This is a genomic window from Ornithinibacillus salinisoli, assembly GCF_042684965.1.
Classification (GTDB): domain Bacteria; phylum Bacillota; class Bacilli; order Bacillales; family Amphibacillaceae; genus Ornithinibacillus; species Ornithinibacillus salinisoli.
In genome coordinates, this window is record NZ_JBHUMI010000013.1 from 12453 (window position 1) to 38172 (window position 25720).

General features: G+C 35.2%; 26 protein-coding genes. 10 read left to right on the forward strand and 16 right to left on the reverse strand.

Annotated elements, in window-relative coordinates; genetic code table 11:
- Positions 1 to 52: 52 nt before the first annotated feature.
- The 5 genes from alr to acpS form a co-directional block, all read right to left on the reverse strand.
- Entirely contained in the window at positions 53 to 1174 is a 1122-nt protein-coding gene (alr, locus tag ACFSTA_RS07285; protein ID WP_377555932.1) for an alanine racemase, read from the reverse strand.
- Between the two features lie 115 nt (positions 1175 to 1289).
- Positions 1290 to 2315 (reverse strand): LolA family protein, encoded by a 1026-nt coding sequence (locus tag ACFSTA_RS07290; RefSeq protein WP_377555933.1) that lies wholly within the window; start codon positions 2313 to 2315, stop codon positions 1290 to 1292.
- A gap of 465 nt (positions 2316 to 2780) precedes the next feature.
- On the reverse strand, positions 2781 to 2936 hold the full coding sequence (locus ACFSTA_RS07295; RefSeq protein ID WP_377555934.1) for a hypothetical protein: 156 nt from the start codon (positions 2934 to 2936) through the stop codon (positions 2781 to 2783).
- Positions 2937 to 3333: 397 nt separating this feature from the next.
- Positions 3334 to 3528 (reverse strand): hypothetical protein, encoded by a 195-nt coding sequence (locus ACFSTA_RS07300; protein WP_377555935.1) that lies wholly within the window; start codon positions 3526 to 3528, stop codon positions 3334 to 3336.
- Positions 3529 to 3595: 67 nt separating this feature from the next.
- A complete protein-coding gene (acpS, locus tag ACFSTA_RS07305) occupies positions 3596 to 3952 on the reverse strand; it encodes a holo-ACP synthase (protein ID WP_377555936.1) in 357 nt (118 codons plus the stop codon).
- A gap of 182 nt (positions 3953 to 4134) precedes the next feature.
- Here acpS and ACFSTA_RS07310 point away from each other — a divergent pair, with 182 nt between their 5' ends.
- A complete protein-coding gene (locus ACFSTA_RS07310; RefSeq protein WP_377555937.1) occupies positions 4135 to 4899 on the forward strand; it encodes a rhomboid family intramembrane serine protease in 765 nt (254 codons plus the stop codon).
- A gap of 135 nt (positions 4900 to 5034) precedes the next feature.
- Here the strand turns inward: ACFSTA_RS07310 and ACFSTA_RS07315 are convergent, their stop codons facing one another.
- The 3 genes from ACFSTA_RS07315 to ACFSTA_RS07325 form a co-directional block, all read right to left on the reverse strand.
- On the reverse strand, positions 5035 to 6453 hold the full coding sequence (locus ACFSTA_RS07315; RefSeq protein WP_377555938.1) for a PH domain-containing protein: 1419 nt from the start codon (positions 6451 to 6453) through the stop codon (positions 5035 to 5037).
- Positions 6446 to 6925 (reverse strand): PH domain-containing protein, encoded by a 480-nt coding sequence (locus ACFSTA_RS07320; RefSeq protein ID WP_377555939.1) that lies wholly within the window; start codon positions 6923 to 6925, stop codon positions 6446 to 6448. Before ACFSTA_RS07320 ends, ACFSTA_RS07315 begins: the two co-directional genes overlap by 8 nt.
- A 115-nt stretch (positions 6926 to 7040) precedes the next feature.
- Positions 7041 to 8525: a DEAD/DEAH box helicase gene (locus tag ACFSTA_RS07325; RefSeq protein WP_377555941.1), complete on the reverse strand. Its 1485-nt coding sequence runs from the start codon at positions 8523 to 8525 to the stop codon at positions 7041 to 7043.
- Positions 8526 to 8967: 442 nt separating this feature from the next.
- Here ACFSTA_RS07325 and ACFSTA_RS07330 point away from each other — a divergent pair, with 442 nt between their 5' ends.
- Positions 8968 to 9873, forward strand: coding sequence for a DMT family transporter (locus tag ACFSTA_RS07330; RefSeq protein WP_377555943.1), 906 nt, complete (start codon positions 8968 to 8970; stop codon positions 9871 to 9873).
- Positions 9874 to 9951: 78 nt separating this feature from the next.
- The gene (locus ACFSTA_RS07335) at positions 9952 to 10809 is read left to right on the forward strand and encodes a DegV family protein (RefSeq protein ID WP_377555944.1); all 858 of its coding nucleotides are present in this window, start codon (positions 9952 to 9954) and stop codon (positions 10807 to 10809) included.
- Between the two features lie 51 nt (positions 10810 to 10860).
- Here ACFSTA_RS07335 and ACFSTA_RS07340 read toward each other — a convergent pair whose 3' ends face one another.
- The 5 genes from ACFSTA_RS07340 to ACFSTA_RS07360 form a co-directional block, all read right to left on the reverse strand.
- The gene (locus tag ACFSTA_RS07340) at positions 10861 to 11577 is read right to left on the reverse strand and encodes an alpha/beta hydrolase (RefSeq protein WP_377555946.1); all 717 of its coding nucleotides are present in this window, start codon (positions 11575 to 11577) and stop codon (positions 10861 to 10863) included.
- A gap of 215 nt (positions 11578 to 11792) precedes the next feature.
- A complete protein-coding gene (locus ACFSTA_RS07345) occupies positions 11793 to 12182 on the reverse strand; it encodes a YppG family protein (RefSeq protein ID WP_377555947.1) in 390 nt (129 codons plus the stop codon).
- 68 nt (positions 12183 to 12250) lie between these two features.
- Complete coding sequence (locus tag ACFSTA_RS07350; RefSeq protein ID WP_377555949.1) at positions 12251 to 12490, reverse strand: glutaredoxin family protein; 240 nt, start codon at positions 12488 to 12490, stop codon at positions 12251 to 12253.
- Between the two features lie 290 nt (positions 12491 to 12780).
- Positions 12781 to 14169, reverse strand: a complete 1389-nt coding sequence (locus ACFSTA_RS07355) for a hypothetical protein (RefSeq protein ID WP_377555951.1) — start codon at positions 14167 to 14169, stop codon at positions 12781 to 12783.
- Positions 14159 to 14860 (reverse strand): ABC transporter ATP-binding protein, encoded by a 702-nt coding sequence (locus ACFSTA_RS07360; RefSeq protein ID WP_377555952.1) that lies wholly within the window; start codon positions 14858 to 14860, stop codon positions 14159 to 14161. Before ACFSTA_RS07360 ends, ACFSTA_RS07355 begins: the two co-directional genes overlap by 11 nt.
- Positions 14861 to 15086: 226 nt before the next feature.
- Between ACFSTA_RS07360 and ACFSTA_RS07365 the strand changes: the two genes are divergently transcribed.
- The 6 genes from ACFSTA_RS07365 to ACFSTA_RS07390 all read left to right on the forward strand — a co-directional run bounded on the left by ACFSTA_RS07365 (position 15087) and on the right by ACFSTA_RS07390 (position 20852).
- Positions 15087 to 15974: a phosphate/phosphite/phosphonate ABC transporter substrate-binding protein gene (locus ACFSTA_RS07365; protein WP_377555953.1), complete on the forward strand. Its 888-nt coding sequence runs from the start codon at positions 15087 to 15089 to the stop codon at positions 15972 to 15974.
- Positions 15975 to 16092: 118 nt separating this feature from the next.
- Positions 16093 to 16869: a phosphonate ABC transporter ATP-binding protein gene (phnC, locus tag ACFSTA_RS07370; protein ID WP_377555954.1), complete on the forward strand. Its 777-nt coding sequence runs from the start codon at positions 16093 to 16095 to the stop codon at positions 16867 to 16869.
- The gene (phnE, locus tag ACFSTA_RS07375) at positions 16866 to 17681 is read left to right on the forward strand and encodes a phosphonate ABC transporter, permease protein PhnE (RefSeq protein ID WP_377555956.1); all 816 of its coding nucleotides are present in this window, start codon (positions 16866 to 16868) and stop codon (positions 17679 to 17681) included. The genes phnC and phnE (ACFSTA_RS07375) overlap by 4 nt, the downstream gene beginning before the upstream one ends.
- Positions 17681 to 18481, forward strand: a complete 801-nt coding sequence (gene phnE, locus ACFSTA_RS07380; RefSeq protein WP_377555957.1) for a phosphonate ABC transporter, permease protein PhnE — start codon at positions 17681 to 17683, stop codon at positions 18479 to 18481. Before phnE (ACFSTA_RS07375) ends, phnE (ACFSTA_RS07380) begins: the two co-directional genes overlap by 1 nt.
- Before the next feature lie 74 nt (positions 18482 to 18555).
- Positions 18556 to 20127 carry a bifunctional metallophosphatase/5'-nucleotidase gene (locus ACFSTA_RS07385; RefSeq protein ID WP_377555959.1) on the forward strand — a complete coding sequence of 524 codons (1572 nt, stop codon included), beginning with the start codon at positions 18556 to 18558 and terminating at the stop codon, positions 20125 to 20127.
- 371 nt (positions 20128 to 20498) lie between these two features.
- Positions 20499 to 20852 carry a hypothetical protein gene (locus tag ACFSTA_RS07390; RefSeq protein ID WP_377555960.1) on the forward strand — a complete coding sequence of 118 codons (354 nt, stop codon included), beginning with the start codon at positions 20499 to 20501 and terminating at the stop codon, positions 20850 to 20852.
- Between the two features lie 301 nt (positions 20853 to 21153).
- On the opposite strand, the gene ACFSTA_RS07395 is transcribed toward ACFSTA_RS07390, so the two are convergent.
- The 3 genes from ACFSTA_RS07395 to ACFSTA_RS07405 form a co-directional block, all read right to left on the reverse strand.
- Positions 21154 to 21897: a PepSY domain-containing protein gene (locus ACFSTA_RS07395; RefSeq protein ID WP_377555962.1), complete on the reverse strand. Its 744-nt coding sequence runs from the start codon at positions 21895 to 21897 to the stop codon at positions 21154 to 21156.
- Positions 21898 to 22597: 700 nt separating this feature from the next.
- Positions 22598 to 23929 (reverse strand): HAMP domain-containing sensor histidine kinase, encoded by a 1332-nt coding sequence (locus ACFSTA_RS07400; protein WP_377555963.1) that lies wholly within the window; start codon positions 23927 to 23929, stop codon positions 22598 to 22600.
- Positions 23926 to 24618: a response regulator transcription factor gene (locus ACFSTA_RS07405; protein ID WP_377555965.1), complete on the reverse strand. Its 693-nt coding sequence runs from the start codon at positions 24616 to 24618 to the stop codon at positions 23926 to 23928. The genes ACFSTA_RS07400 and ACFSTA_RS07405 overlap by 4 nt, the downstream gene beginning before the upstream one ends.
- A gap of 155 nt (positions 24619 to 24773) precedes the next feature.
- Here ACFSTA_RS07405 and ACFSTA_RS07410 point away from each other — a divergent pair, with 155 nt between their 5' ends.
- A complete protein-coding gene (locus ACFSTA_RS07410) occupies positions 24774 to 25427 on the forward strand; it encodes a VOC family protein (RefSeq protein WP_377555966.1) in 654 nt (217 codons plus the stop codon).
- Positions 25428 to 25720: the final 293 nt, after the last annotated feature.

The following is a 25720-nucleotide window of genomic DNA, read 5'->3' on the forward strand; positions in this document are numbered from 1 at the left end:
ATTAAGTCGACAAAATTCATCATACCTTATACATAGTGATAGGAAATCCAAGTTAACCTTTAAATCTTCTCGGTACACGGTTATTGATCATACATGGAATTTCATAGTTAATTGTTCCTAAGTAGTCTGCCACTTCATCCATATCTATTCTATTATTTTTTTGCTCACCTATTAGCGTTACCTCCGTTCCAACCTTATATTCACGATCAAGTCGAACCATCATTTGATCCATACAAACCCTTCCCACAATCGGCATTCTTTTCCCATCTACTAAAACACTAGCCCCTTGTAGTTTCCGACTCCAACCATCTCCATACCCAATCGGAATAGTGCCAATCCACTCCTTGTCATTGGTAATATAAGTCCTACCATAGCTTATACTTTCGTGAGTTGGTACATTTTTCACATGTATTAGTCTACTGTGTAATGAAAATGCCTGCTTGAGATGAATTAGATTTTCGTTTTTAACCGCTTTGGAAGGATATAACCCATACATGGATATGCCAAAACGAATGTAATTATGCATTTCTTTCGGAAATCGAATCGATGCTGCACTATTTCCAATATGGACTGCTACCGGCTCCTGCCATTGTTCTTTGAAAGAAGATAAAAGTTTCGTAAAGCGTTCTTTTTGTTGATAAAAATATGTCAGGTCTTCTTCATCAGCAGTAGCAAAATGAGTATATACTCCCGTTAATTCCATGTTATTATTCTCTTTAATCACATGTAAAATATCCGTTAATTCCGATTCCGATCGAATTCCGACCCTACCCATACCTGTATCCCACTTCATATGAAGCTTTAATTTATTTTTAAATGAATAATTCATAACTTCTTCGAGCCAAGCTTTTTGATAAAACGTCAATGTGATATCTTGTTCTGCTGCAACCGAGGTAAATGAAGGCGATACCCAACCTAGCACTAAAATTGGTGCATTAATTCCAGCTTCCCTCAATTCCAAAGCTTCTTCTAAAAGTGCAACGGCTAACATTTTCGCACCGGATTCAAGTGCTTTTTCTGCAACTTGAACACTTCCATGTCCATAACTATCCGCTTTTACTACAGCAATAATATCACTTTGCTGTGGAAGTTTACTTTTAATTTGTTTTATATTATATGCGATCGCATCCAAGTCAATATCTACCCATGTTTGCCGATAAAAATGATCTGCCACAACAATATAGCCCCTTTCACTACATCAACATGCTATATTGTCTATTATACATATCTAGAAATAAAAATAAAAAGCAGACCCCCTCCACTTTGAGTCTGCTCTATTCCACCACATGCTACTTCACTTCTGTTCCTACAACAGATTGTGCAACTTCAATTAATTCCTCTCTCGTTAATTGATCACTTGCTAAATAGAAGTTCATCCCTTCATAATCCCATTCAACGGCAGTTTCTGAAAGGGCGCCTACCGCATGACCTAGGTTGACAATGTCTCCATTAACCTCTTGTGGAGAGGAGAGAGTTGGTACTACATCTCGCTTCTCTTGCACAAGTGTGAAGTTCTTCTCACCAGAATACGTTGAAATAATACGTTTTCCATTTTCAATATCCTCTTCTATTCGATCCGTTAATTCAGCACCAACTGTTTGGTTCGGTACCAAAACAGCGAATGTATCATCACTTACATCTCCTGAAGCAGGTACATCCTCATCGTCTAATGCTGCAGTTTCCATATTCTTTTCAATTTCAAAATCATTTTCTCCAAAGCTAGGATCCACTTCAAATTTAGAGAAGCTCACTTCTACCGCAACGTTTTTATCATTATCTAATACTTTTACGAGAACAGGGGTGTAGCTCCCTTTATCAATATAGATTTCTTGAAGCGGTAAACTATTATTGCTTTGATAGTTTGTCTTCGTTTGGAAAACATATTCTGATTCTGTTGTGCTAAATACTAATTCTTCATCTGAAAGAATATCATTCACTAGTGACTGGAATAAGTATGGTTGACTACTATTTTCCGGCCACTCTGATTGAAATTTAAAGCTTTTGTTCAGCTCTGGTGTAAGAACAAATACTCCTTCTTTGTTTTTTAAGATAATTTGACTACCGTTCTCAGATTCGTCACTTGATAATGCCACTCGATAAAAATCTTCCTTCTTATGCCATACATCGATATTGTATTTCTGTTCTTCTTGACCAGTATTCATTTTCATTTGGGCACTTGCTTTATAACCGCTTAATTCCTCTAGATTTTCTTGGAGCTCTTCCACTACATCTTCCTGCGATTTCTCACCACAAGCAGATAGTAATAGTGATACGGCTATAAAAATTGCAATCCAAATACTTCTTTTCTTTGTCATGGACATATCTCCCTTGTTTTAGGTTACATACATACTAACCTACCCAAAAATAGATTTTCTGTATTCACAAAGGGAACAAATTGTCACAACACATTTCTAAGATAATCTACGATACGCGGTTGCAACCCCTCGATTACAACCGTAGCCATTAATCATGATGAGTGTATTTATTTTCTACTTGTATGTCGGAACGGCAATTTCCCGCGCAAATAAAGGCGTTACACTATGATTAAAAAGCGATTAATCTTGCACTACCCTAAACTAATCCTAAATAGCACATCCCCATTTCCGCTTCTTTTCAAGTTCGAGGTTTCCAACAATATGTTCAGTAGTATATCTCCCCTTTAAACTAGAAACACATTATGCACTATTGCAGTAATAGGATTAAAGAATAGGATTTAACACTAAGTCAGTTATAAAAAATCCCAAGCTTCATGGTCGGCTCTCCATTGCGATGTGATAAAATCATTGTTCTGGTATAATCTCTGCAATAACTATTTTAGGGATCCCCGCTTCTTTCACATGACGAAGAGCAAGTTCTACCGTTCGAATCTCTCGTCCCATTCCAACCCCAAGAGTAATAGCAATATAACCTTCCATTGAATTCTCTTTCGTATCCATGATCCTATCTTCTTCGGAAAAGAATTGAATGGTAGCTACTAAACACTCCAAATCGATGATGTTCGCTACATACTTGGACGTACTATCAAATTCGAGTATTAAATGCTACTGACTTGAAAAAACCAATGGAAACGAAATCCCGTAGCAAGAAAACGTATGCTGTAAAAAAGTACTTTTTTAGGGTCGCCCGTACGACCTTATATTCAGCTTGTACAGCATAAAGGTCTTCTCCCCCCTCATTAACAAGGAAGACCTGACGAAATATCACTAGCAACAACCGATTATCGATCACAAGTATTGCTTCAATCACAATATCTTATCCACCCCACAAACAATATAGGTAGATCTCGACTCTCCTTTATTGTAGAATTCGCCCTTACAGTTTATAAAAATTTACTTATGGAAAAGGGCATCTCCACTGATACTTTCCTGCCCAACAATTACGGCTATGCAAACTGATATACCCATTGTGAACAAGTTTCTCACAAACAGCTCTTCCGGCATTTTCCATACATATTCTGCCCCTCAAACCAATCTCACTCATAGTGTAATGGTCCATATCGTACATTTCTTGTGCGGTGACAATATACACTTTGCTCCCTCCTACCCGCACTAAAATATATGAGACAACCCTATTATTTATGCAGAACCTTATTACATTAATCTTCTAAAATCACTTGGGCAACTGCAAATTCGTTACTGTGACTAATGGATATAAAAATCCGGTAATTCGTATAACCATTAACTGTTATTGTCGGTGCACCTTGATCGTCATGAAGAATTTCAATATCCTTAAAGCTTAATTTACCAATTCCTGTTCCTGTTGCTTTCGCAAACGCTTCTTTACTTGCAAACCTTCCAGCAAGAAATTCTATTTTTCTCTTTTCACTTTTTAATTTCATAAAGAACGCTTTCTCTTTCTCCGTTAATATTCTGTCGACAAACTTCGTATTATTTTGGATACTTTCCTTTATTCGGCTTAATTCAATGATATCAATTCCAATACCTTTAATCATTTACATTCCCCTATCATCTTACTTCTATAAAAAGCATATACTTGTATTCATGTACTGTATTTTAGTAATCTAAGAATGGTAATACTATTCTTATCATAACCGACCACATCGATTGTTCATAACATAGCAATCAAAGTTTACCAAAAAATAATCATAGATCTTATCAAAAGTGGGGGAAATCGATGTTTCTGAGAACAGAAAGAAGTATAAAAGAATTTATGCAATTCTACCCAGTTATTTCTACTTTAGTAATTATTCATCTAGCACTATGGATTCTAGTTTATTTTCTACAACTTCCCATTGGGATCCAATTATACAATTGGGGAGCAGGCACCCATTTTTATATTCATCAAGGTGAATATTGGCGTTTTATAACACCGATTTTTCTTCATGCGGATTTAATGCATACTCTATTTAACTCATTCGCACTTGTGTTATTCGGTCCAGCCTTAGAGCAAATGCTCGGAAAGTATAAGTTCATTTTTGCCTATATCTTTGCCGGGATAATTGGCAATGTTGGAACCTTCCTACTTGAACCAGCAGCTATTTATACACATGTTGGTGCATCAGGTGCTATTTACGGGATATTTGGAATTTATGTATTTATGGTTGCATTTCGTAAACATTTAATTGACTCTGCAAATTCACAAATAATCATGACCATATTTATCATTGGACTTGTAATGACTTTTATCCAGCCTAACATTAACATATACGGTCACATTTTTGGATTTATCGGTGGATTTGCGATAGCTTCTATTGTGTTAATTAACGTCAAACCATTCTCACCTTGGAGAAACAGAAGAATGAAGAATGATGACGAGATCCAATTTAATCCAAATCGTTGGAATAAAAAAAGGCTACCAAACAAAATGAAGAAAAACCTCTTATGGATTATCCTAGGAATACTTGTGGTACTTGGACTTATAAGCCGTTTAGGATTTTAGTGAATAATGAGGATGGGGCATAACTTAACACCTAAGTTCCAAAAGAAAAATCCTAACTAATTCGAATTCTATTTAAAGAATTTTGAATCATAGTTTGGATTTTCCTTTGATTAGAACACTTTTGTCCCAGCCTCATTATTTTCGATAAGAATACCAGTCAGCTAATTGATTGACATGATCCTCGTCAAGATCCTTTAATTTAAAATGCTTTCCTACACCTAACTTACCGATAATGGAAATATTCATCGTAGCTAGCTGCTGTACTTTCTGTAAGGTATACTGCTTTTTCTCATAAGATTGGATACGTTTATGAAACATGATCATTGTATGTTTACTCATCGTCCGATAGCGAATCGTTAAACGATCATTCTCTGTCAAAAAACCACCATCTTGATGGCGTAATAGTCCTAAATAAAAGCTTCCAATCAGGAGAACTCCAGGTATCCAACTAAATTGTGGAAAGAAAATAAATACACCGACAACAAGAGCCAAGAACAGAATAATGGATCGAAATATATAAAATTTACGAGCACGTTTCGGTAACGGCTCTAAGTTATTGTGATCAGATAAATAAGAAGGTAGGAATTTCTCTAAGAATTCAGCTATTTCATCCTTCTTCATTATGGGGAATAGTACAGTCGAAAAATCTTCCCCTTGATCGAGTGATCCACCCGCAACCTCAGCATAGACAGTTGCATATCCCAATGGCTGCCTAATCACACTCTCCTGTATCCCAATTGCCTGGATTCGTTTTAATGGAATAGTTAGCTGTTTCTTTTCTAACAATCCACGAGTTATAAATAATTCATCATCATTTTTTGTAATCGTAAAGTTGCCATACTTTATCATTGTACCCGCTATTCCAAAGAGCCAGAGAACTAATAATATCACTACTACTAGAACAATTATAATCGCAATTCCAAGTCCAATGACCCATTCAAACGTTTGGTTATAAAAATCATCTGGAATAAATTGTTCTATTTCAGAAAAACCAAAAGCAGCAATAGCTAAAATGACCCCAACACTACCCGAGGTTGTACCAGCAATAAATAATCTTCGCATCGATATGGATTCCTTAGGGGCTTGTTTTTCTACTTCCTCTTCTTGAGCATCGATCTGCTGCAGCATTTTCAATTCACTACGTAACCTCTCACCTTCCTGTAGCCTTACTGCTTTTAATGATGCTTCAGCACTCATTCCACTACCTGCCGTTTCAATTTGCACTTTAACAAGCTTAAAGATCCGATGAACGACACCAGCAGTTAAGTCGATAGAATGAATACGGTTTTTTGAGATATATCGTTGCTTTCGAATAATTATTCCATATTCTATTCGCAATTCATCATCCACCACTTGATATGTAAAACGATACCACGATAAAACACTTAACGTAATAAATAATAGGAGTAGGGCAGATAAAACCAAAATAAAATAAATATATGATTCATCCTTAAATGTGATAAACCCTATGACAATAAAGAAAATGGCTTCTCTTACTGTTTTGACAAAGTTAAAAAAAATAGCTGCAGGATGTAGTCTCCGCTTATTAGACATCATCTTCATCCACCCTTGCTAATGATGAGATTCTATCTCTAAGTTCTGAGGCATCTTCCTCCAATAATGCTGGTATCTCATGTGTAGTTGCAGCTGTTGAAATGGTTACACTAGCCAATTGAAACTTTTTAAGAATTGGCCCTTGTTTGGTATCTACATGTTGGACACGAATCATTGGAACAAGGGTTCTTGACACAATAAGTATGCCATGTTGGATATATATTTCTTGTTCAAAAACCTCATAGCGCCATCTTCTCCAGCGAATTTTAGGGAGAATAAAAACAAATACGACCGTACTTACTAGACTTATCAAACCTGCTACGATAGGGATCCATATAGTCCAATCAAATATAAACGAAAGAATTCCAAGCGATAACGTTGATAACCATAGGATCCCAACTGATAGGATGGCACTTATTCTCCAAGCTTTAATAGCATCCTTTGCTATCGTATTTTTTGGTGGTTGTCTCATAATATTACCTCCATTTCTATAATTGTACTTAAGTAATACGTATCATGACTAATTAGGATTCAAAAAGAAAAAAGCTCCCTAACATGGTAGGAGCTTTTGTCATCGTTGTATTATCTTAGTCGCGATTTCTCCGCTTTTGGAAATTTCCTTTGCGATTACGTCCGCCGCCTTGATTTCTACCACCTTGGTTACGGCCACCTTGACCACGTTTCCCAAAGAACCTTTTATTATTATTATTAGAACGTCGCTTATTATCATTCATATTTTGCGCTTTTTTCACACTAATAGGTGCAACGGAAGAAATTTGGACTGGAACATCTCTACGCTCTTTCGTTAACATCTTCAATGCAGCTGCAATAACAGTGATGGAATCGTGTTCCTGTAATAATTCATTTGCAGATTCATGGTAAGACTCAAGATCTTTTTGTTCAATCGTATTTAAGATCTTTTCTAATGTAACTTGTTGTTGACCGCGTCTAGCCTCTTTATTAGATGGAGGAACCATACGCTTCATTTTACTTTTTGTTACTTTTTCGATCAATCGTAAATGAGCCATCTCTCTTGGTGTAACAAAGGATATTGCTTCACCTGTTCTTCCTGCTCTTCCAGTACGTCCAATACGGTGGACATAGCTTTCAGGGTCCTGTGGAATATCAAAGTTATAAACATGTGTTACCCCGGAAATATCTAATCCACGTGCAGCAACATCTGTAGCTACAAGCACATCCACACGGCCATTTTTGAATTTATTTAGGACAGACATACGTTTGCCTTGGGTTAAATCACCATGAATTCCCTCTGCTCGGAATCCACGCGCTTGTAATCCCTCTGCAATTTCGTCCACTCGTTTTTTAGTTCTGCTAAAGATAATAGCTAGCTCAGGATTATTAATATCCAAGTGGTTCGTTAATGTATCGAACTTAAACTTCTCTGGAATCTCAACAAAGTGCTGTTCAATGTTTTCAACAGTCATTTCCTTCGCTTTAACTTTTACTTCTTTCGGTGACTTCATAAGATTGGTTGCAATATCTCGGATTTCCTTAGGCATTGTTGCAGAGAAAAGTAGTGTCTGTCTTTCTTCTGGAATACCTTTTAAGATCTCACGAATATCATCAATAAATCCCATGTTTAACATTTCATCTGCTTCATCTAAAACAGCAATTTGGATTTGATTGGTTCGGATTGTTCTTCTGCGAAAATGATCTAATAACCGCCCTGGAGTTGCTACTACAATTTGCGGTCCGTCCTTTAGAGAACGAATTTGACGGTCCATATGTTGACCACCATAAACAGGTAATGCACGTACACCTTTTATTCTACCTAAACGGTTTATTTCTTCAGCAACCTGGATAGCTAATTCCCTTGTAGGTGCTACAACTAGTCCTTGTACTTTACGCTGTTTTTCATCAATCTTATCAATCATTGGTATCCCAAATGCTGCAGTTTTACCTGTTCCTGTTTGTGCTTGTCCGATGACATCATTCCCTTGCATTGCAAGAGGAATGGTTTCTGCCTGAATAGGCGTCGCTTCTTCAAATCCCATTTTTTCAAGTGATTTCATAATAGGATTTGAAATTCCTAATTCGCTAAATGTTGTCACGCTTTTACTACTCCTTTTTGTAAAAATATATTCGCCTTAGCGCTTCAAAATTGCCTTGATGCTAAAATCTATAGCTAATAATATGCTTTATCTTAAAAAACGTAGGAATAAACTAATATTTACTTCCAAGACTACAGTAAAAAAGGCAATGCCCAATAATGATAAGAAGCTTCCTAAATTCTTTCGTCCTCTTTGGTTGGAGGTTAATAAAAATGTTACTTTTCCGTTATTTTTATACCGAAATGACGAGTTCTATTCTCTTAGAACTTAATTATTTCGGATATTTAGCACCGTGGCATACTAATCGTTATTTTATCATAACACATTCTCTATTATCATAGCCACTAGTTACATTATGAATTTTATCTAACTACATGGTAAAATATATTGTAACAACGTTCATTTACCAAAAAACATAACATAGCATTAAAGGAGATACTTTATGAGGCTGCCTCCTGTTAATCCATATTTCGCTGTCATAATTGGTGTTATTTCTGTTTCAACTTCAGCAATTTTAGTGAAATTAGCTAGTGATGCTCCTGCGGCAATTATTGCTAATTATCGCTTGCTTTTTGCCGTCATACTTATGTCTCCATTCATCCTATTGAAATACCGCCATGAGTTTAAACTAATCCAAAAAAGAGATTGGATATTGTCTTCATTCGCAGGTGTTTTTTTAGCATTTCATTTTATTTTTTGGTTTGAGTCACTAAATTATACATCTGTTGCAAGCTCAGTAGTACTAGTTAGCTTACAGCCAATATTTGCTTTTATTGGAACTTATATTTTTTTCAAAGAACGCTTCACCCCTGGAGCTGTTATCAGCATGATTATTGCCTTATTAGGAAGCATTATCATTAGCTGGGGGGACTTTCAAATAAGTGGTATGGCGTTTTTGGGTGATATCCTAGCACTATTAGGGGCAATTATGGTTACAGCATATTTTCTCATGGGACAATCTGTTCGTAAGCGATTATCCCTTATGACATATACATTTGTCGTGTACGGAATTAGTAGCTTGACGCTAATTATATATAATATAGTGGCACAGAACTCCTTTGTTGGTTTTTCTGGTGATCACTGGCTAATCTTCTTAGCATTAGCAATTATACCAACATTTTTAGGACATACTTTATTTAATTGGGCTTTAAAATGGCTAAGTACATCAACGATATCAATGGGAATCGTCCTTGAACCTATAGGAGCATCTATTCTTGCCTATATCATTTTAGAAGAAAAAATAAATTGGTCACAATGGCTAGGAGGCACAATTGTTGTATTTGGCTTGTTCTTATTTATTTTGAGTACAACTCGTAAAGCAACTGTCACCATTTCACACAAGCGTTAAACTTAACGTTATGGTGGGAACTGAGGAAATAAACTGATATACTATACAATAATTAATTAGCATAAGTAGGTGAAGGAAATGAAGTTTCAATTGATGACAGATGGCGGAGCAGATATTCCAAAACGTCTTGTAGACGCTTTAGAAATCGTAATTGTTCCCCTTTATTTGCATTTTAAAGAAGAACAATATAAGTCTGGTGTAACGATTGATTTACCAACCTTTTATAAGAAAATAGAAGAAACAAAAGAATTACCTCGCTCCTCAGCACCAAGTCCAAATGATTTTTATGAAGCATATAAGCAAATTGATCCAACTAAGCCAATAATTATGCTTAGTTTGTCAAAGGGGTTAAGCAGTACATATGAGAATGCGGTAACAGCCAAAAACATGTTACTTGAAGAAGAACCTGAACGAGAAATAGAAGTAATCAATACGAAAACCGCTTCTTGTGGTCAAGCTTTATTATTACACGAAGCACTCCAAAAAATAAAAGAAGATTATTCCTTTGAAAGCCTTGTTCATCATCTTCACGAGCGTACAGAACAAACAACAACTTTATTCGTTTTAAAAACCCTAGAAAACCTCGTACTGGGTGGTCGTCTTGACAAAGTAAAGGGTACAATAGCAAAGACGTTAAATATAAAATTATTGATGAAAGCGAGTGAAGAAGGAACTATCGAGGTATCAGAAAAAGTTCGCGGCGATAAAAAGTCGATTCGCCGGTTTGTCGAACAAATTGGTGAGTACACTAAAAACGTGGAAGATAAAGTAATAATGATGACCCACTGTAATGCCGAGGAACGAGCAAAAAAAGTACTTGCGGAAATAACAAATAAATATGCATTTAAAGACGCATTATTAACTGAAACCGGTCCATTAATTTCAACATATGGCGGTGAAGGAGCATTAGTTATTTCATTTTTTAAGGATAAATAAAAGTTAGCCGGCAATTATTATTGCCGACCATTCCTTATATCGTTGAGTCTGTCAATTGAGCAGGCTCTTTTTTATTTCTTTTTTCTTAACAAGGAATTGGTAGATCATTCTGTTTAATGTATCTTTATCATCACCTAAACAGATAAGATGTCTGGATCGTTCAAAAAAGACAACCTCTTTTTTGGATGAAGGGATTTCTTTGTCTAAGTAATATGCGGTTTTGTATGGAACCATACTATCCATCTGCCCTTGTGCAATAAGAACTGGCGATTTGATATTTTTTAAATGTTTTCTCGTTAAACGAATTAGTTTAAGAAATTCTATATTTGCCTTGAATGGTACTGATCCTATTTTCCGCTTGTAATTAAGGTATAACTTATTTTGCTGTAAGTTACCTTGAACACTGTCTTTAATTACATCCCCAAAATCAATGCTAATTTGTTTTACAGAAAGATATTTTCTTGCTGTCGCTAATAAAACCAGTTTATCCACTTTATATTTCGCAGCTAAATATGCTGCAATCATTCCACCCATAGAAAAACCGATAACATAAACTTCATCATACTTCTCCTTTAACTGTTGCAACGATTTTTCTGCCGTGTTTATCCAATTTTTGTGCGTTACATTTTCTAATGCAAGTTTCCTTCCATGCCCCGGTAACGTTGGTACTAAAATATGCCAATTTGTTCTTTCTTTAAGATAGTTAGTAAGCGGTTCTAATTCATATGGACCACCAGTAAATCCGTGTATAATTAAACAACCTATCATCATTCATTCTCCTTTAGAAAACTTGGACTTTTTGCCAAGCCTTATATGGGGAAAGCTTAAGAAAGTTTATATATTCTTATCTGCCAAAAAAGACCTATACTTCTTTTGCCCTACTTCACACGAAATAATACTTTGACTCCATATCCCCACTGACAAAAGAGCTGATACAGTAACATCTAATCAGCCCCATGAATTATTTTTAATGAACTATGTGATTACCTAAACGTTTTCATGAAATTGCCAAATTGCTTAATTATTGGTTGTACTTGATGATAAGTGTTTGCCATTTGTCCAACAGTTGAAAGCATTTTATCTAGATTCATTTGTCCTTTTTCATCTTGGAATTGTGATAAGAAGCCATTTGACGGATTTGTATATTGTTGGTTGTAGGAGTCCGGGTTTTGGTACATTTCCTGGTACCAATTTGTCGGTTGCTTTGGTTTGGCAAAATGTTCAAAAGGTGTCTGTGAATAGAATGATTCAGTTTGCTGATGATATGGGTTATACGATTGTTGTGGTTGCTGTTGTGGTTGTGGTTGATATTGAAAATTGGCATATCTTTCATAGTAGGGTGGCGGATGATTATAAAACGGTCTGTTATTCATAACACCACATCCTTTATCTACTTAATTACTAATAGGTTATGCAAATTATTATTGTGGTGTGAGTGTCCTTATCCTATATTTAACTCCTTCTTCAATTCGCCAAACTGTAACCCTAAAATATATCGATCGCTTTGATGGGAATAAGTAACTGGTGTTCCGTAAATACCTTGTTCTTGTAACTGCTTCATATACGCTTTTTGTTTCGAAACATTTTTAAGTTGATAATCAATTCCCCATTCATGTAACTTGTAGATTAATTTTTCACAATATATACAGTCATCACTAATATACACGGTGATTTGTTTCAAGAATAAAGCCCCCTCTTTGCTCCTCATTATTACATACCCAATTATTTATTATTAAAAACAAGAATTTTATAATGAAGAAGGCTGTTTTCTAAAAAGAATGTTGCTTTTTATACCAGATTTTCCTCCCTAGTAATGTTCTTTGCAACCTTCACTGCTTAAATTGTTGGTTGTGAGCGAATATTTCGATTTACGAGCGAATCGCATGCGAAAATACACATAAAAAAACAAAGAATCTCCTGGAGAAACTCTTTGCCTTTTCGTTAAATATAAGAATTCATAACTTCTTTTTATTATTTGATCGTCTTTCGCTGCCTATTGAGCAGTATTAGTACTACCACAAAACCCAACGATAACGCTGGATAGCTTGAGCTCAGCGCAACTAAAATTATAGCTATAAAACAAAATGCTTCTTGCCATTGAAGAATAACAGATTGCTTTGCTAAAAGAGCAATCGCTTTATCCAGTTTCACCTGATAAATATATACAAATGTACATAGGTAAAACAAGAATTGAACAGGTGTCCATAAGGTGAAAGAAAATATCAAATGCGAAATGATCGGTAATAAAATAGGAATACTACCATACCAGATCCACTTTCTTAACGTTTGCTTATAGCTTTGTAATTCCCAGGGCAGTGCGACTAATAAATCATCGTGAAATCGATTCATATAAAAATTAGCAACCATTTGCGTATAAACATATATGGCAATTGCTATCCCAATTTGAACTGCAAAATCATTTACAAAACGCAATATCACTATCATGATAGTTAAAGTTCCAATTAACTGAATGACTACCTCTATATTTTTACTAAAGTACACTTGCCAGATCCGATGGTGAATTCCCTTTTCTGTATATGCGAAAGGTTTCTTTCGGTTGGATAAATTATGAAAGAAGCTATATTTCTTATTACGTTTAAATTTGGTTTCTGAAGCTAACGCAATTAGTTTCATGTTCCACAGATTAAAATCACTGATGTCTGTAATCTTTCCCCAATGAATATTTACAAACAAATATTTGAGTAAATATATGTTTGTACAAATGATCAGGGAAACGATGACAATTCCAAACACCATGGAATTTCCAGTCACGACGCCAATGAAATTGAATACGAGAAGCGAAAATAATATACCTATCTTCACAATTACATTTGCATGAAAGAGTTTCCACTGCGGTATTGTCATCAGCACATCCATTAACCACAGCATCAAAACATAACTAATAACTATAAAAGAAGAAATCGGTGTAATAAATAGTATTACCGTAGCCATTAATATGAAAAAGAGGAGCTTCTTCAACCATTGTTCGAGAACACAATAAAACCAAATCCTCCCTCTTGAAAATGGCAGTAAACTAAGTTGATATTCCGAACTAGAAAAAATGACTCCTGGATTTCGAAAGGATAAATTTATATATCTTAAAGGCAAAACAGATAAAATCAACCAAAATCGTTTCGGAGCTTGCTCTTCAATGAATGCAAATTGATCATCAAACTCACGAATAAAATCACCGAAAATAAAAATACTCGCAAAAGCATATCCGCCAACGATAACCAAATATACAGCAGTTGTTTTATCGATCATCAGATCAAATGCCATCTTATACATTTTTCTTTTTTTACGGGATCTACTTTTCTTTAGAAAGAGATAGGTACCCCATAAGGACCGACTAGCTGTCATCATCTGATCTCCTCTTAATTGTATCGAAATCCTCTATTGATCCTTCGTTTAACACCTTACCATGCTGTAGCATGACATAATGCCCTGCCATATTTTTCACTCGATCAAGTTGATGGGTTGTAAGTAATATCGTTGTACCATTCTGCGCTTTTTCTCTTATCAACGTTTCTAAATATTCAATGGCATAAATATCTAACCCCATAAACGGTTCATCAATTAATAAAATTGGCACATCTGGTAATAGTGCACATATCGTTTGTACCTTTTGACGCATTCCTTTTGATAAGGATTCTGGATACTCATTCAACTTATCTCGGAGCTCAAATCCTTCCAATAATCGATTAACCTTCGTTAATAATTCGGATTCTTCTATTTGGTAACTTTTTCCGTATAATTGAAAATGTTGCATTACAGTCAGTTCTGTTAGCAGTAGTGGTTCCTCAGGCAAATAGGAAATCAACTCTTTAAAATCGATGAATGATTCATCTTGATCAACCTTTTCGTTAATAATGATTTTTCCTGAGGATTTTTCGAGCATTCCTAGAATGGTCTTCATAAGAGTTGATTTTCCTGCACCGTTATGACCAACTAGTGCCATGATAGTGCCGGATTCTACTTCAAGTGATACGCAATCTAACAATTTAATATTCCTTATTTTCGTTGTCAATTCTTGTATTTGTAATCCTTTCAATCTATCACCCACTTTTCATAACCTATACAAAAATTATAAACGAAAAATTTCCGCTTGTGTAACAATAAATAAAAAACCGAATGTGTTATATTATTGGAAGCCTTTTCGTTTAATTTTTTTGTAAAAATTACGTAAAAATTGTAAATTAGTCTAGCATTTTTAGGCGAAATGGTATTTAATAAGATAGAAAGATTTATTAATTCTTTATATTCTTAGGAGGGTCAAGATGAAGAAAATTTTTGGTTTAGCACTTGTGCTAAGTATTGCACTAGTGTTAGGGGCATGTGGAGATGAAGAAACATTAGTAATGGGATTCGTACCATCACAGGATTCTGAAGAGATTGCAGATACTGTTGAACCTTTAGCAGAACGTTTATCAGAAGAACTTGGTGTTAAAGTAGAAGGTAAAGTAATGACTAACTACAATGCATTAGTTGAAGGAATGGGATCTAACCAGGTACAAATTGGGTTCATTCCAGCATTTGGTTATGTTTTAGCAAACCAAGAGTATGATGTAGAAGTAATCTTGAAATCCATTCGTTTTGGATCAAGTACGTATAAAGCTCAATATTTAGTACGTAGTGATTCAGGTATAGAGAGTTTAGAAGATTTAGAAGGAAAAGTTTGGGCATATGGTGATAAACTTTCAACTTCTGGATATTTATTCCCGGCTAACGAGTTAATGGAACAATTCGGATATGATTCTCCTACAGCATTAGAAGAAGAATTTTTCGGTGGTAGTGTTCAAACTGGTGAACATACTAACTCAGCTATGGAAGTGTATAACGGAAATGCTGACGTTGCTACTACTTTTGATGATGTACGTACAGGACTCGAAGAAGATTATTCAGACATCATGGATAAGCTAAGTGTATTAGATTATACAGCAGAAATTCCTAACGATACGATCTCAGTAACAAAAGAGTTAGATGATGAGATGGTTGAAAAAATTAAAGAAGCTTTCCTTTCATTCAATGATGATGAAGAAATGATTGAAATCATGAACGAAGTATACAACTGGGACGCTATCGATGAAGCATCTGATGATGAATATCAAATCGTAAAAGATACTTATGAGAAATTCAGAGATTCAATTTCAATTGATGATCTATAAGATTACCTTATAAAATTTAATAGAATAAAAAAGGGAAGGGATACTCACTTCCCTTTTTATTTCGTAAAAATAAATGATACAATATAGGAAAATTTAAGCCTGTTATGGAGGACTTGTGATGATAGAATTCAAGAATGTAGGTTTGGTGTATCCAAACGGAACAGAAGGGTTAAAAAATATAAACGTTACCATTAATGACGGTGAATTTGTTGTAATTGTTGGACTATCAGGTGCAGGAAAGTCCACATTTATTCGAAGCATCAACCGTTTAGTTACACCTACATCAGGAGAATTAGTAGTTGACGACGAAGACATTCTTATGCATAAAGGAAAAGACCTACGAAAATTACGAACTAAAATAGGAATGATTTTTCAAAACTATAATCTAGTTAAACGATCGAATGTATTGAAGAATGTACTAGCTGGAAGGCTTGGCCATACTGGGACACTACGTTCTATTTTCAATTTATATCCGAAAGAAGATATATCCTTAGCTTATGAAAGCCTACAGCGAGTAAATATAGATGAAAAAATTTATAATCGAGCTGATGAGCTTAGTGGTGGTCAGCAACAACGTGTTAGTATCGCTAGGGTACTCACTCAAAAACCTTCTTATATACTTGCAGATGAACCAGTTGCATCACTCGATCCGCCAACCTCTCATCAGGTTATGACGTATTTACGAAAAATTAACAAAGAAGATAATATTACAACTATCGTAAACCTTCATTTTATTGACATGGCAATGGAATACGCAGACCGCATCATTGGAATGCGCGCTGGGGAAGTTGTTTTTGATGGACCTGTATCAGAAGTTACCGAGAAAACCTTTGAGGAAATTTATGGTCGTACAATACGTGAGGATGACTTACGTGGGGGGGCAGATGAATCGTGACCAAAGAGAATAGTCAAGTAGAAGTAAACAAAGTCCCTGCCCTTTACCCTGCTAAAACAAAACAACAGATTTCTCTTATTTCCTTAATTGTGCTAAGTATCTATATTTTTAGTATGGTATGGACACAAAATGAAATGGTAGGTGGCTTTGGAAATGCACTAGGAAACATGTGGGTCGTTATTGAAAAGTTTTTCCCACCTAATTTTAGTGTTATCCCAGCTATTTGGCCATCTATGGCTCAAACCATTCAAATGGCAATTATCGCAACAACTTTCGCAGCAATATTAACTGTACCATTAGCATTATTAGCTGCCCATAATATTGCAACATTTAAGCCAGTTTATTATATAACTAGAACATTATTAAATATTTTACGAACGATTCCAGATATTGTACTAGCAGTTATCTTTGTTGGGTTATTTGGAATAGGATTATTACCTGGTATATTAGCACTTATTATCTTTTCATTAGGGATATTAGCTAAACTTATTAGTGAAACAATTGAATCTGTTGATATGAATCCACTTGAAGCAATGAGAGCTTCTGGAGGTAATAGCTTACAAGTTATTTATTATGGTTTAGTTCCCCAGGTTTTACCACAGTTTACGTCATTTGTATTGTATGTATTCGAAATAAACATTCGTGCATCTGTTGTCCTAGGTTTAGTAGGTGCAGGTGGTATTGGACGTGTGCTCGACCAACAATTGGGATTCTATAATTATCCAAATGCAATGTCAATTATTATTGTTATATTTGTTGTAGTTTTAGTTATTGAGTACATTAGTAACAAGTTAAGGGAGGCGCTTATATAATGAGTACGTATAATCTACCTCCAAAACCAGCCAAATCTGGGTGGAAAAAATTAAAAAAAATACTTATATTTATTGCTATCATCGCCCTTTATGTATGGACATTCGTTGGTGTACAAATTGACTGGGATCGAGCAATTGAGCAAGTAGTACAGAACATTGGTGTGGTAATTCCAAAGCTATTTACCCCTGAATGGTCAGCTATTGGGGAAGTTGGTTTAAAAATTCTAGAGACATTATTCATTGCGTTTGCTGGATCATTTATGGCTGCTATTTTAGCCATTCCATTAGGATTCTTAGCTGCTCAAAATATGTCGAAAAGCAGAATTTTAACTGGAGCAGGAAAGTGGATTTTATCAGCCGTCCGTGCGTTTCCAGATATCATTTTAGCTATATTATTTGTTGTAGCTGTCGGGCCGAATGCATTTGCCGGTGTCTTAGCGATCGCAATTGGTTCGACTGGTATGCTTGGAAAATTATATTCAGAAGTAGTAGAATCCATTGATATGCAAGTAGTCGAAGCAATGGAGGCAAATGGTGCAAATAAAGTACAAGTCCTTTTTTATGGCGTAATGCCACAGATTATTCCTGAATTCTTATCTTATGCCATTTACAGATTTGAAATTGATGTTCGTGCTTCTTCTATCCTCGGTATAGTTGGAGCTGGTGGTATTGGAACAATGATTGTTTTTGCAGCGAACAACCGTGACTGGAGTCAAATGGGACTAATCCTATTAGCTATTATTATCGTAGTTACAGTCATCGACTTTGCTTCTGCAAGAATTAGACGTAAAATTGTATAATAAATTAAAACGGAACGAAATTAAAGATATCTTTAATTTCGTTTCTTTACATAGAGCGAAAGGATGTACATTCATTGGTTAAGACAACAGTCAAAATACTATACACAAGTGACGTTCATGGGAATGCGATGCCCATATTATATGGCACAAACGAAAAAGCAGAGTTAGGTTTAGCGAAATATGCAACGATTGTTAAAGAAATACGAAACAAGCATGAAAATGTTATTGTTATTGATAATGGGGATTTAATCCAAGGAACACCATTAATGACACATTATGTAAAGGAACATACCGATAAAGAAAACCCCATGATTGGAATAATGAATAAACTCAACATTGATGCAGGAGTTATCGGAAACCATGAATTCAACTTCGGCAAACAAATACTATCTGATGCCATTGAACAATCGAACTACCCATGGCTTTCAGCAAACATATTAAATGATAAAACTGGAGAACCTTATTACGGCCCACCATACATGATTAAAACGTTACAGAATAGAATAAAAGTTGCGATCATTGGTGTTACTACGCATTATATTCCTAACTGGGAATCTCCTGAACATATTAAAGGAATTCGCTTTGATGATGCATTTACTTCACTGAAATTTTGGGTAGAGCAAATTCGTAAAAATGAGCAGCCAGATATCGTTATTGCATCCTATCATGGTGGATTGGAAAGAGATTTAGAAACTGGAGAACCAACTGAATCATTAACCGGGGAAAATCAGGGATATGAAATGTGTGAAAAAATAGATGGGATCGATATATTATTAACAGGTCATCAGCATCGAATTTTAACCGGCAAAATAAATAATGTTCTCATCGCTCAACCAAGTAATAATGGAAAAATGTACGGAGAAATCGATGTTTCATTGGAAAAATCGGAAAATAAATGGACAATCTTTGATAAGTCTGCCGTTATTAAAAACGTTGAAGGAGTAACACCCGCACCCGAAATTATGCGGTACATGGAAGACATAGAAAATTCTACCCAACAATGGCTGGATCAACCAATCGGCCACATCAGAGGCGACATGACGATTACTGACCCGTTAATGGCAAGAATCAAGAAGCATCCATTTATACAATTTATTCAACATGTTCAAATGGAAGCTAGTGGAGTTGATATTTCCGTTACGGCACTTTTGAATAATGAATCAAAAGGATTTAGTTCTGTTGTTACGATGCGAGATATTGTTTCCAATTACATGTACCCAAATACCTTAACAGTCTTAGAGCTATCTGGTTCAGATATTATTCAGGCATTAGAAAAAAGTGCGGAATACTTCGTTATGAAAGAAACTAATGAAATAACCGTCAATCCAATATTTATCGAACCAAAACCGCAGCATTATAATTATGACATGTGGGAAGGGATCGAATATACAATAAACGTCTCCAAACCATTTGGCTCACGTATAGAACATGTAAGGTATCATGGAGAGCCTCTACAAATGAATAAAACATATCAGGTTGTACTAAATAACTACCGTGCCAGTGGTGGAGGAAATTATGATATGTTCAAGAATAAACCAATCATAAAAGAAATCCAAAAGGATGCCGTAGAGCTTATTCACGACTACTTTGAAAAATATAAAACAATTGAGATTCACTTGAACAATAATTTTACAGTGAAAGCATAAAAGAAAAAAACTATTAGATGATAAGTAGATTAGTTTTCGTGGAGAACATGCGACATAATAAACCAACGAGAAGACCAAAATCATACCATGATTTGGTCTTTGTTAGGTAGGTTTAAAGTGAGATAACAGGCAATTAACCTATTCAATGATACCGACAATTATCACTATCTATGTGCGATTCTCTAAGCAAAAAGTATGAATTCATCTGATGATTAATTTACTCCAAATTCTTTCTGAATATTAATGTTATACTTTATATTGAGTTTCATAAACTCCCTTAGATAAATTTGATTTGAAGAAGGTTATATTTTGGGTTTGTGGTGTTATATTTAATAGTATGTAACAATTTGGTAAATAGTAGGAGGGTTACTATGAAAAGAAAATCAGTGTTTATTTTTGGTATAACAGGAGTCCTGGCACTATCAATTGGCTTTATGAAAGACTTAGACAGTACAGAGGTATTGGTAAATGAACAACCAATTTCAGAGAGTGTTTTTATAGGACAAGCAGACATTGATGATGGGGATCAATATAAAGCTGTAACAAAAGAAGAACAAGAAATGCGAGAAAATAATCTTATTGATGAAAGGGACTATTCTACGGTTATCACAGCTAAAGAACAAAAAATGGTAGAGAACTCAACGGCTTTATCAGGATTTGTACCACAAGAAAATGGACCAGGGTTCTTTTTTAAAAAAGAGAATAAAGCTGTATACAATTATTAAAATAACTTGTACACGAGTTGAACAATAAAGATCATCAAAATGATGGTCTTTTCTTTCGTTATTAGTTTTAGAAATTTCCTTAATCAATATGTTTTAGCCTTTTGAAATGGTTTATCTTCATATAGGAAAATCCTGTAATTTAAAAAGACACAATTAAAGAAACGCTTCAAATTGAAGCGTTTCTAATGTTATTTAAATGGGTATTTCAACAAGCGATTGATACTGTTGTTTACTATTCCTTCCACAGCATAAGAACTATTTAATCAAGTGATGGATTCTTCTATTTTTTCGTGTTATTAGATTAATCATCATCATCATCATCGTCGCCAATTGAAACTCCTAGGTCGGAATCAATAGAAATAACTAGAATTTCACCAGTATAAGCATCTATCTCAAATTCCGCTTCACCGCTCACCGTTTCAATTTCAATTTCATAAATTAAACGCCCGTCATCTTCATCCAGTTCAAGTTCTGTAACTGTTCCTGGAAATTCTTTTAACGCAATACTCTTTGCTGTATCCGTGTCGATCGTGGCTTTTTTGGATGATTTCCCATCGTCAGTTTTATCATCTTTTTCTTCCGTATTTTTGTCGGAATCATCTACTTGGTCACTAGTATCATCATTTTTATCAGAAGACGTATTGTCCTTACTTGATGTTTCAGAACGGCTATTTGATTGTCCTTCCTTTTCAGTTACTGCAAGATTACTCGAACCATTTTTGCCAATATTTCCATCAGTATCTACATTACCTGCAGCCATTAATGTTTTTTCTTCAAGCTTCAATACTTCACCCGTGTCACCATCAAGTTTAATTTCGTACCTTTTTCCATTGCTGTCTACTTTTACTTCGTAGATTATACTATTTCGATTTTTTTCTAATTCAATTTCAGTAATTGTTCCTGGATATTGAGATTCCACCATTACGCGAATATCAGCCTCTGATAATGCTGGATCAGCGTTCGCTGCATCAGAATGGTAAATTCCTAAACCTAATACAACCGTTAAAGCAATAGCACCAATTGTAATTGCAAATTTTTTCTTCACCTTACTACCTCCTTTGCTAATTGTTACTTACATCTTATACTTTAAAAGTGAAAGAACAATGTGAGGAAGATTAGAATTCCATGAGAATGTAATAATAAATTTTGCTGAATTCTTAAAGACTAGTGTATGGTCTAAGCAATGCATCTAATCCTTATTTGATGTAAAATGCGAAGTAACTACAATGTAACCATTGGTTATTTTCTCTTCACCATTTGGGCTTTCATTATTGCTATGAACGACCGTTTGAAACTTTTTTCTCTTCATTTGGGCTTTCATTACTGCTATGAACGACCGTTTGAAACTTTTTTCTCTTCATTTGGGCTTTCATTACTGCTATGAACGACCGTTTGAAACTTTTTTCTCTTCATTTGGGCTTTCATTATTGCTATGAACGACCGTTTGAAACTTTTTTCTCTTCATTTGGGCTTTCATTACTGCTATGAACGACCGTTTCGTACTTTTTTCTCTCCATTCGGGCTTTCATCACGGCTATGAACGACCGTTTGGAACTTTTTTCTCTTCATTTGGGCTTTCATCACGGCTATGAACGACCGTTTCGTACTTTTTTCTATTCATTTGGGCTTTCATCACGGCTATGAACGACCGTTTCGTACTTTTTTCTATTCATTCGGGCTTTCATCACGGCTATGAACGACCGTTTCGTACTTTTTTCTCGATCCGATAAGCTCCTAAAAATACATTAGATTGGAAGTTTCAATATAAATGTCGAACCTTTCCCCGGAGTACTTTCCAGCGTCAATTTCCCTTGGTGCGATTCAGCTATTGCTTTCGCGATGGCCAAACCAAGCCCGGTTCCACCAGTATCTCGACTTCTCGCCTTATCCACACGATAAAATCGATCAAAGATGCGAAGCTGATCACTCTCAGGAATACCCTGTCCATAATCTCTCACTTGTAAAATCGCTTCATCTGCTTCTGTTGAGATTTGAACTTGAACTTCATTATCACTATATTTCAACCCATTATCAATTAATATATATAAAATTTGCTTCAACTGTGCTGTATTACCATTCACATAGAGAACATCTAAAGAAGATTGCAATTGGATTTCTCTCTCATATGCCCCACGAAAAGATGCAATCGTCTCCTTGCAAAGTGATATAATATCAATCTGTTCGTCACCAGTTTCTTCCTTATTTTTGGCGAGAGAAAGCATTTGCTCCACTAGCTTATGCATTCTGTCTGCCTCTGCATTAATTGTCTGTACCGATTCTTGAAATAGTTCCGGTTTATCCAAACCACGTTTCTCCATTAGTTGCGCATAGCTTTTCACAATAGAAATTGGAGTTTTTAATTCATGCGATGCATCTGACACGAAAATTTCCTGTTTCTCATAGTTCTCTTTCAATTTATCAATCATGTTATTATATGCCATTTCCATTTCATATAGTTCGTCTTTCGAACGGTTATTTACCTCAATTTTTTCCCACTTGTTATGTGCAGTGTTTTCCTTCATGGTTTGCATCAACAATTGAATTGGCTTTAATAAAAAACTACTTAGTACATTTCCAGCGACAATTGTGGGAATTAGAATGATAAAAGATGCTAGAACTAGGACATATAAAAGTACCGTCATATTTTCCGTAAGTGTACGCAAATGCTTTGAAACTTGCAATGTTACTACTTCTCCATCCCCCCATATAATGGGCTTAGTGATAACAGCAAATTCACCTTCATCTAACGAAACAATCCTTTTTGATTCTTTGGTCACGTACTCTCCTGGTAAATCAACGTATGCTTTATCTTTTGTATGAACTAATGCCTCCCCATCCTCTGGTATAACACGAATCATGCCATCTGTTGGCAAAAAGGCTTTTAGTAATTCACCTTGGGTAATATCTTGATTTTCATGTAATGATTCTAACATTGTATTTGTTTGGGAGGTTAGTTCTTCTAATTCACTATCTACTGATACTTGATGAAATAAAAAATAGACCGATATGTTAATAATTAATATTAATACGAACATAAATAAGCTTGAAAAAAGTTGTATCTTTGTTTTTAACTTCATTGCTTCCTATCCTTAATTGTATATCCAACGCCACGAACAGTTTGAATATAAGCTATGTCATAGCCTTTATCAATTTTTTGTCGTAAGTATCTAACATAAACATCAACTACGTTTGTCTCCCCGACATAATCATATCCCCATACATTTTCAATCAACTTTTCTCTAGATAAAACAATATTTTTATTGTGTAATAAACAGATAAGTAGATCAAATTCCCTCGGTGTCAATTCTATAGCTTTGTCTGACCTCATTACTTCACGACGATCTAAATTGACATGTAAATCCCCAACTGAAAGCTCCCTGCCAATTGTTTTATCTGTGGTTGGCTTTCGCAAATGTGCCCGGATACGTGCGAGTAGTTCTTCGAGTTGAAACGGCTTTGTGATGTAATCATTCGCCCCTAAATCAAGCCCACTTACTTTATCATGTACTTGATCTCTTGCAGTAAGCAAAATGATTGGGGTTCCCTCATCAAATCGTCTAACCCGTCGCAACACTTCTAATCCACTTAGTTCCGGAAGCATAATATCAAGCAACACCAAATCCCATTCTTTTTCTTCGATTAACCGTAGCGCCTCTTTCCCATTAGCTGCAATTTCTGTTCGATAATGCTCATACTGAAGCTCTAGTTCTAATACTCTGCTTAGCTTTGCCTCGTCTTCAACAATTAGAATTGATGGATGATTCATGTTCTCGCCACCTTCATCTCTTTTTTGTAATATAACAAAGTTTCAAGAAAATGTAACCAAAATAAAAAACATAATCAAACATTTTGCAAATATGATGTGAAAAAGTAGATAATAGAAATACTCGTATTGTAGAACAATGGAGGGAGTGAAAATGAATGTTAGCATTGGATCATATTGTTCTGACTGGAAAAAATGTTGAAGAGTCTAGTACAAAATACGGTCGCAGGTTCGCCATTAAAGCAATAAAAGGTGGAGAACATGAGGAATGGGGAACATATAATTATTTAGCGTATTTCTCCAACGACAGTTATATTGAATGGTTAGGTATTCAAGACTCTCAGATAGCCAACAATAGTAATAACCCATTAATACAACACTTGGTATATGCATTAGAAAACGATGTATTTGGGCCATTTCAATTTGCGCTTCGAACAAATGAGATGGATAATTATATCAATCATTTCAAAGAAAAAAACATACCCTTTCATGGACCCTTTTTAGGCCAAAGGGAAAGACCAGACGGCACAATTTTAACGTGGAGAATGCTGTTTCCAGTTTATGATTATACAAAAGAAATGCTTCCTTTTCTAATTGAGTGGGGACCAAATGCTTCGCCTAATGGACCATCTGCAAAAAGCTTGTCCAACCCACAGGCTATCATGAACCTTCATTATGGTGGGGTTGATAAAGAACAGTTTAAACATATATATCAACTAAAGCCAAAGCGTTTAATTAAAAATCAATTTTCCTTACAAAATTCGAAAATAACCTTTAATGGTGAGCAAATATTAAAATTTGATTTAGTTTAATTTGAAACGGATGTGAACATTTCACATCCGTTTCTTTATGGCCGTACTATAAGCCAAAGAGTCGATCATAATAAAATCCGCTACCGATTGATTATTCTACATCGGCTAAAATTCTCGATGGATCTATCCGATGCTCCCACCCCTGTCATCCAACTAGTAGAAACCAAAAAATGGTTCTACGTCAAATGTTGGGGTGGCGATTAATTTTGCCACTTTACCCAACATGTAACCCAACTTCTTTATACTGTCTTGCTAATAAGATCTTCGCCCTAAAACGTTTAAAACTTCTAAAA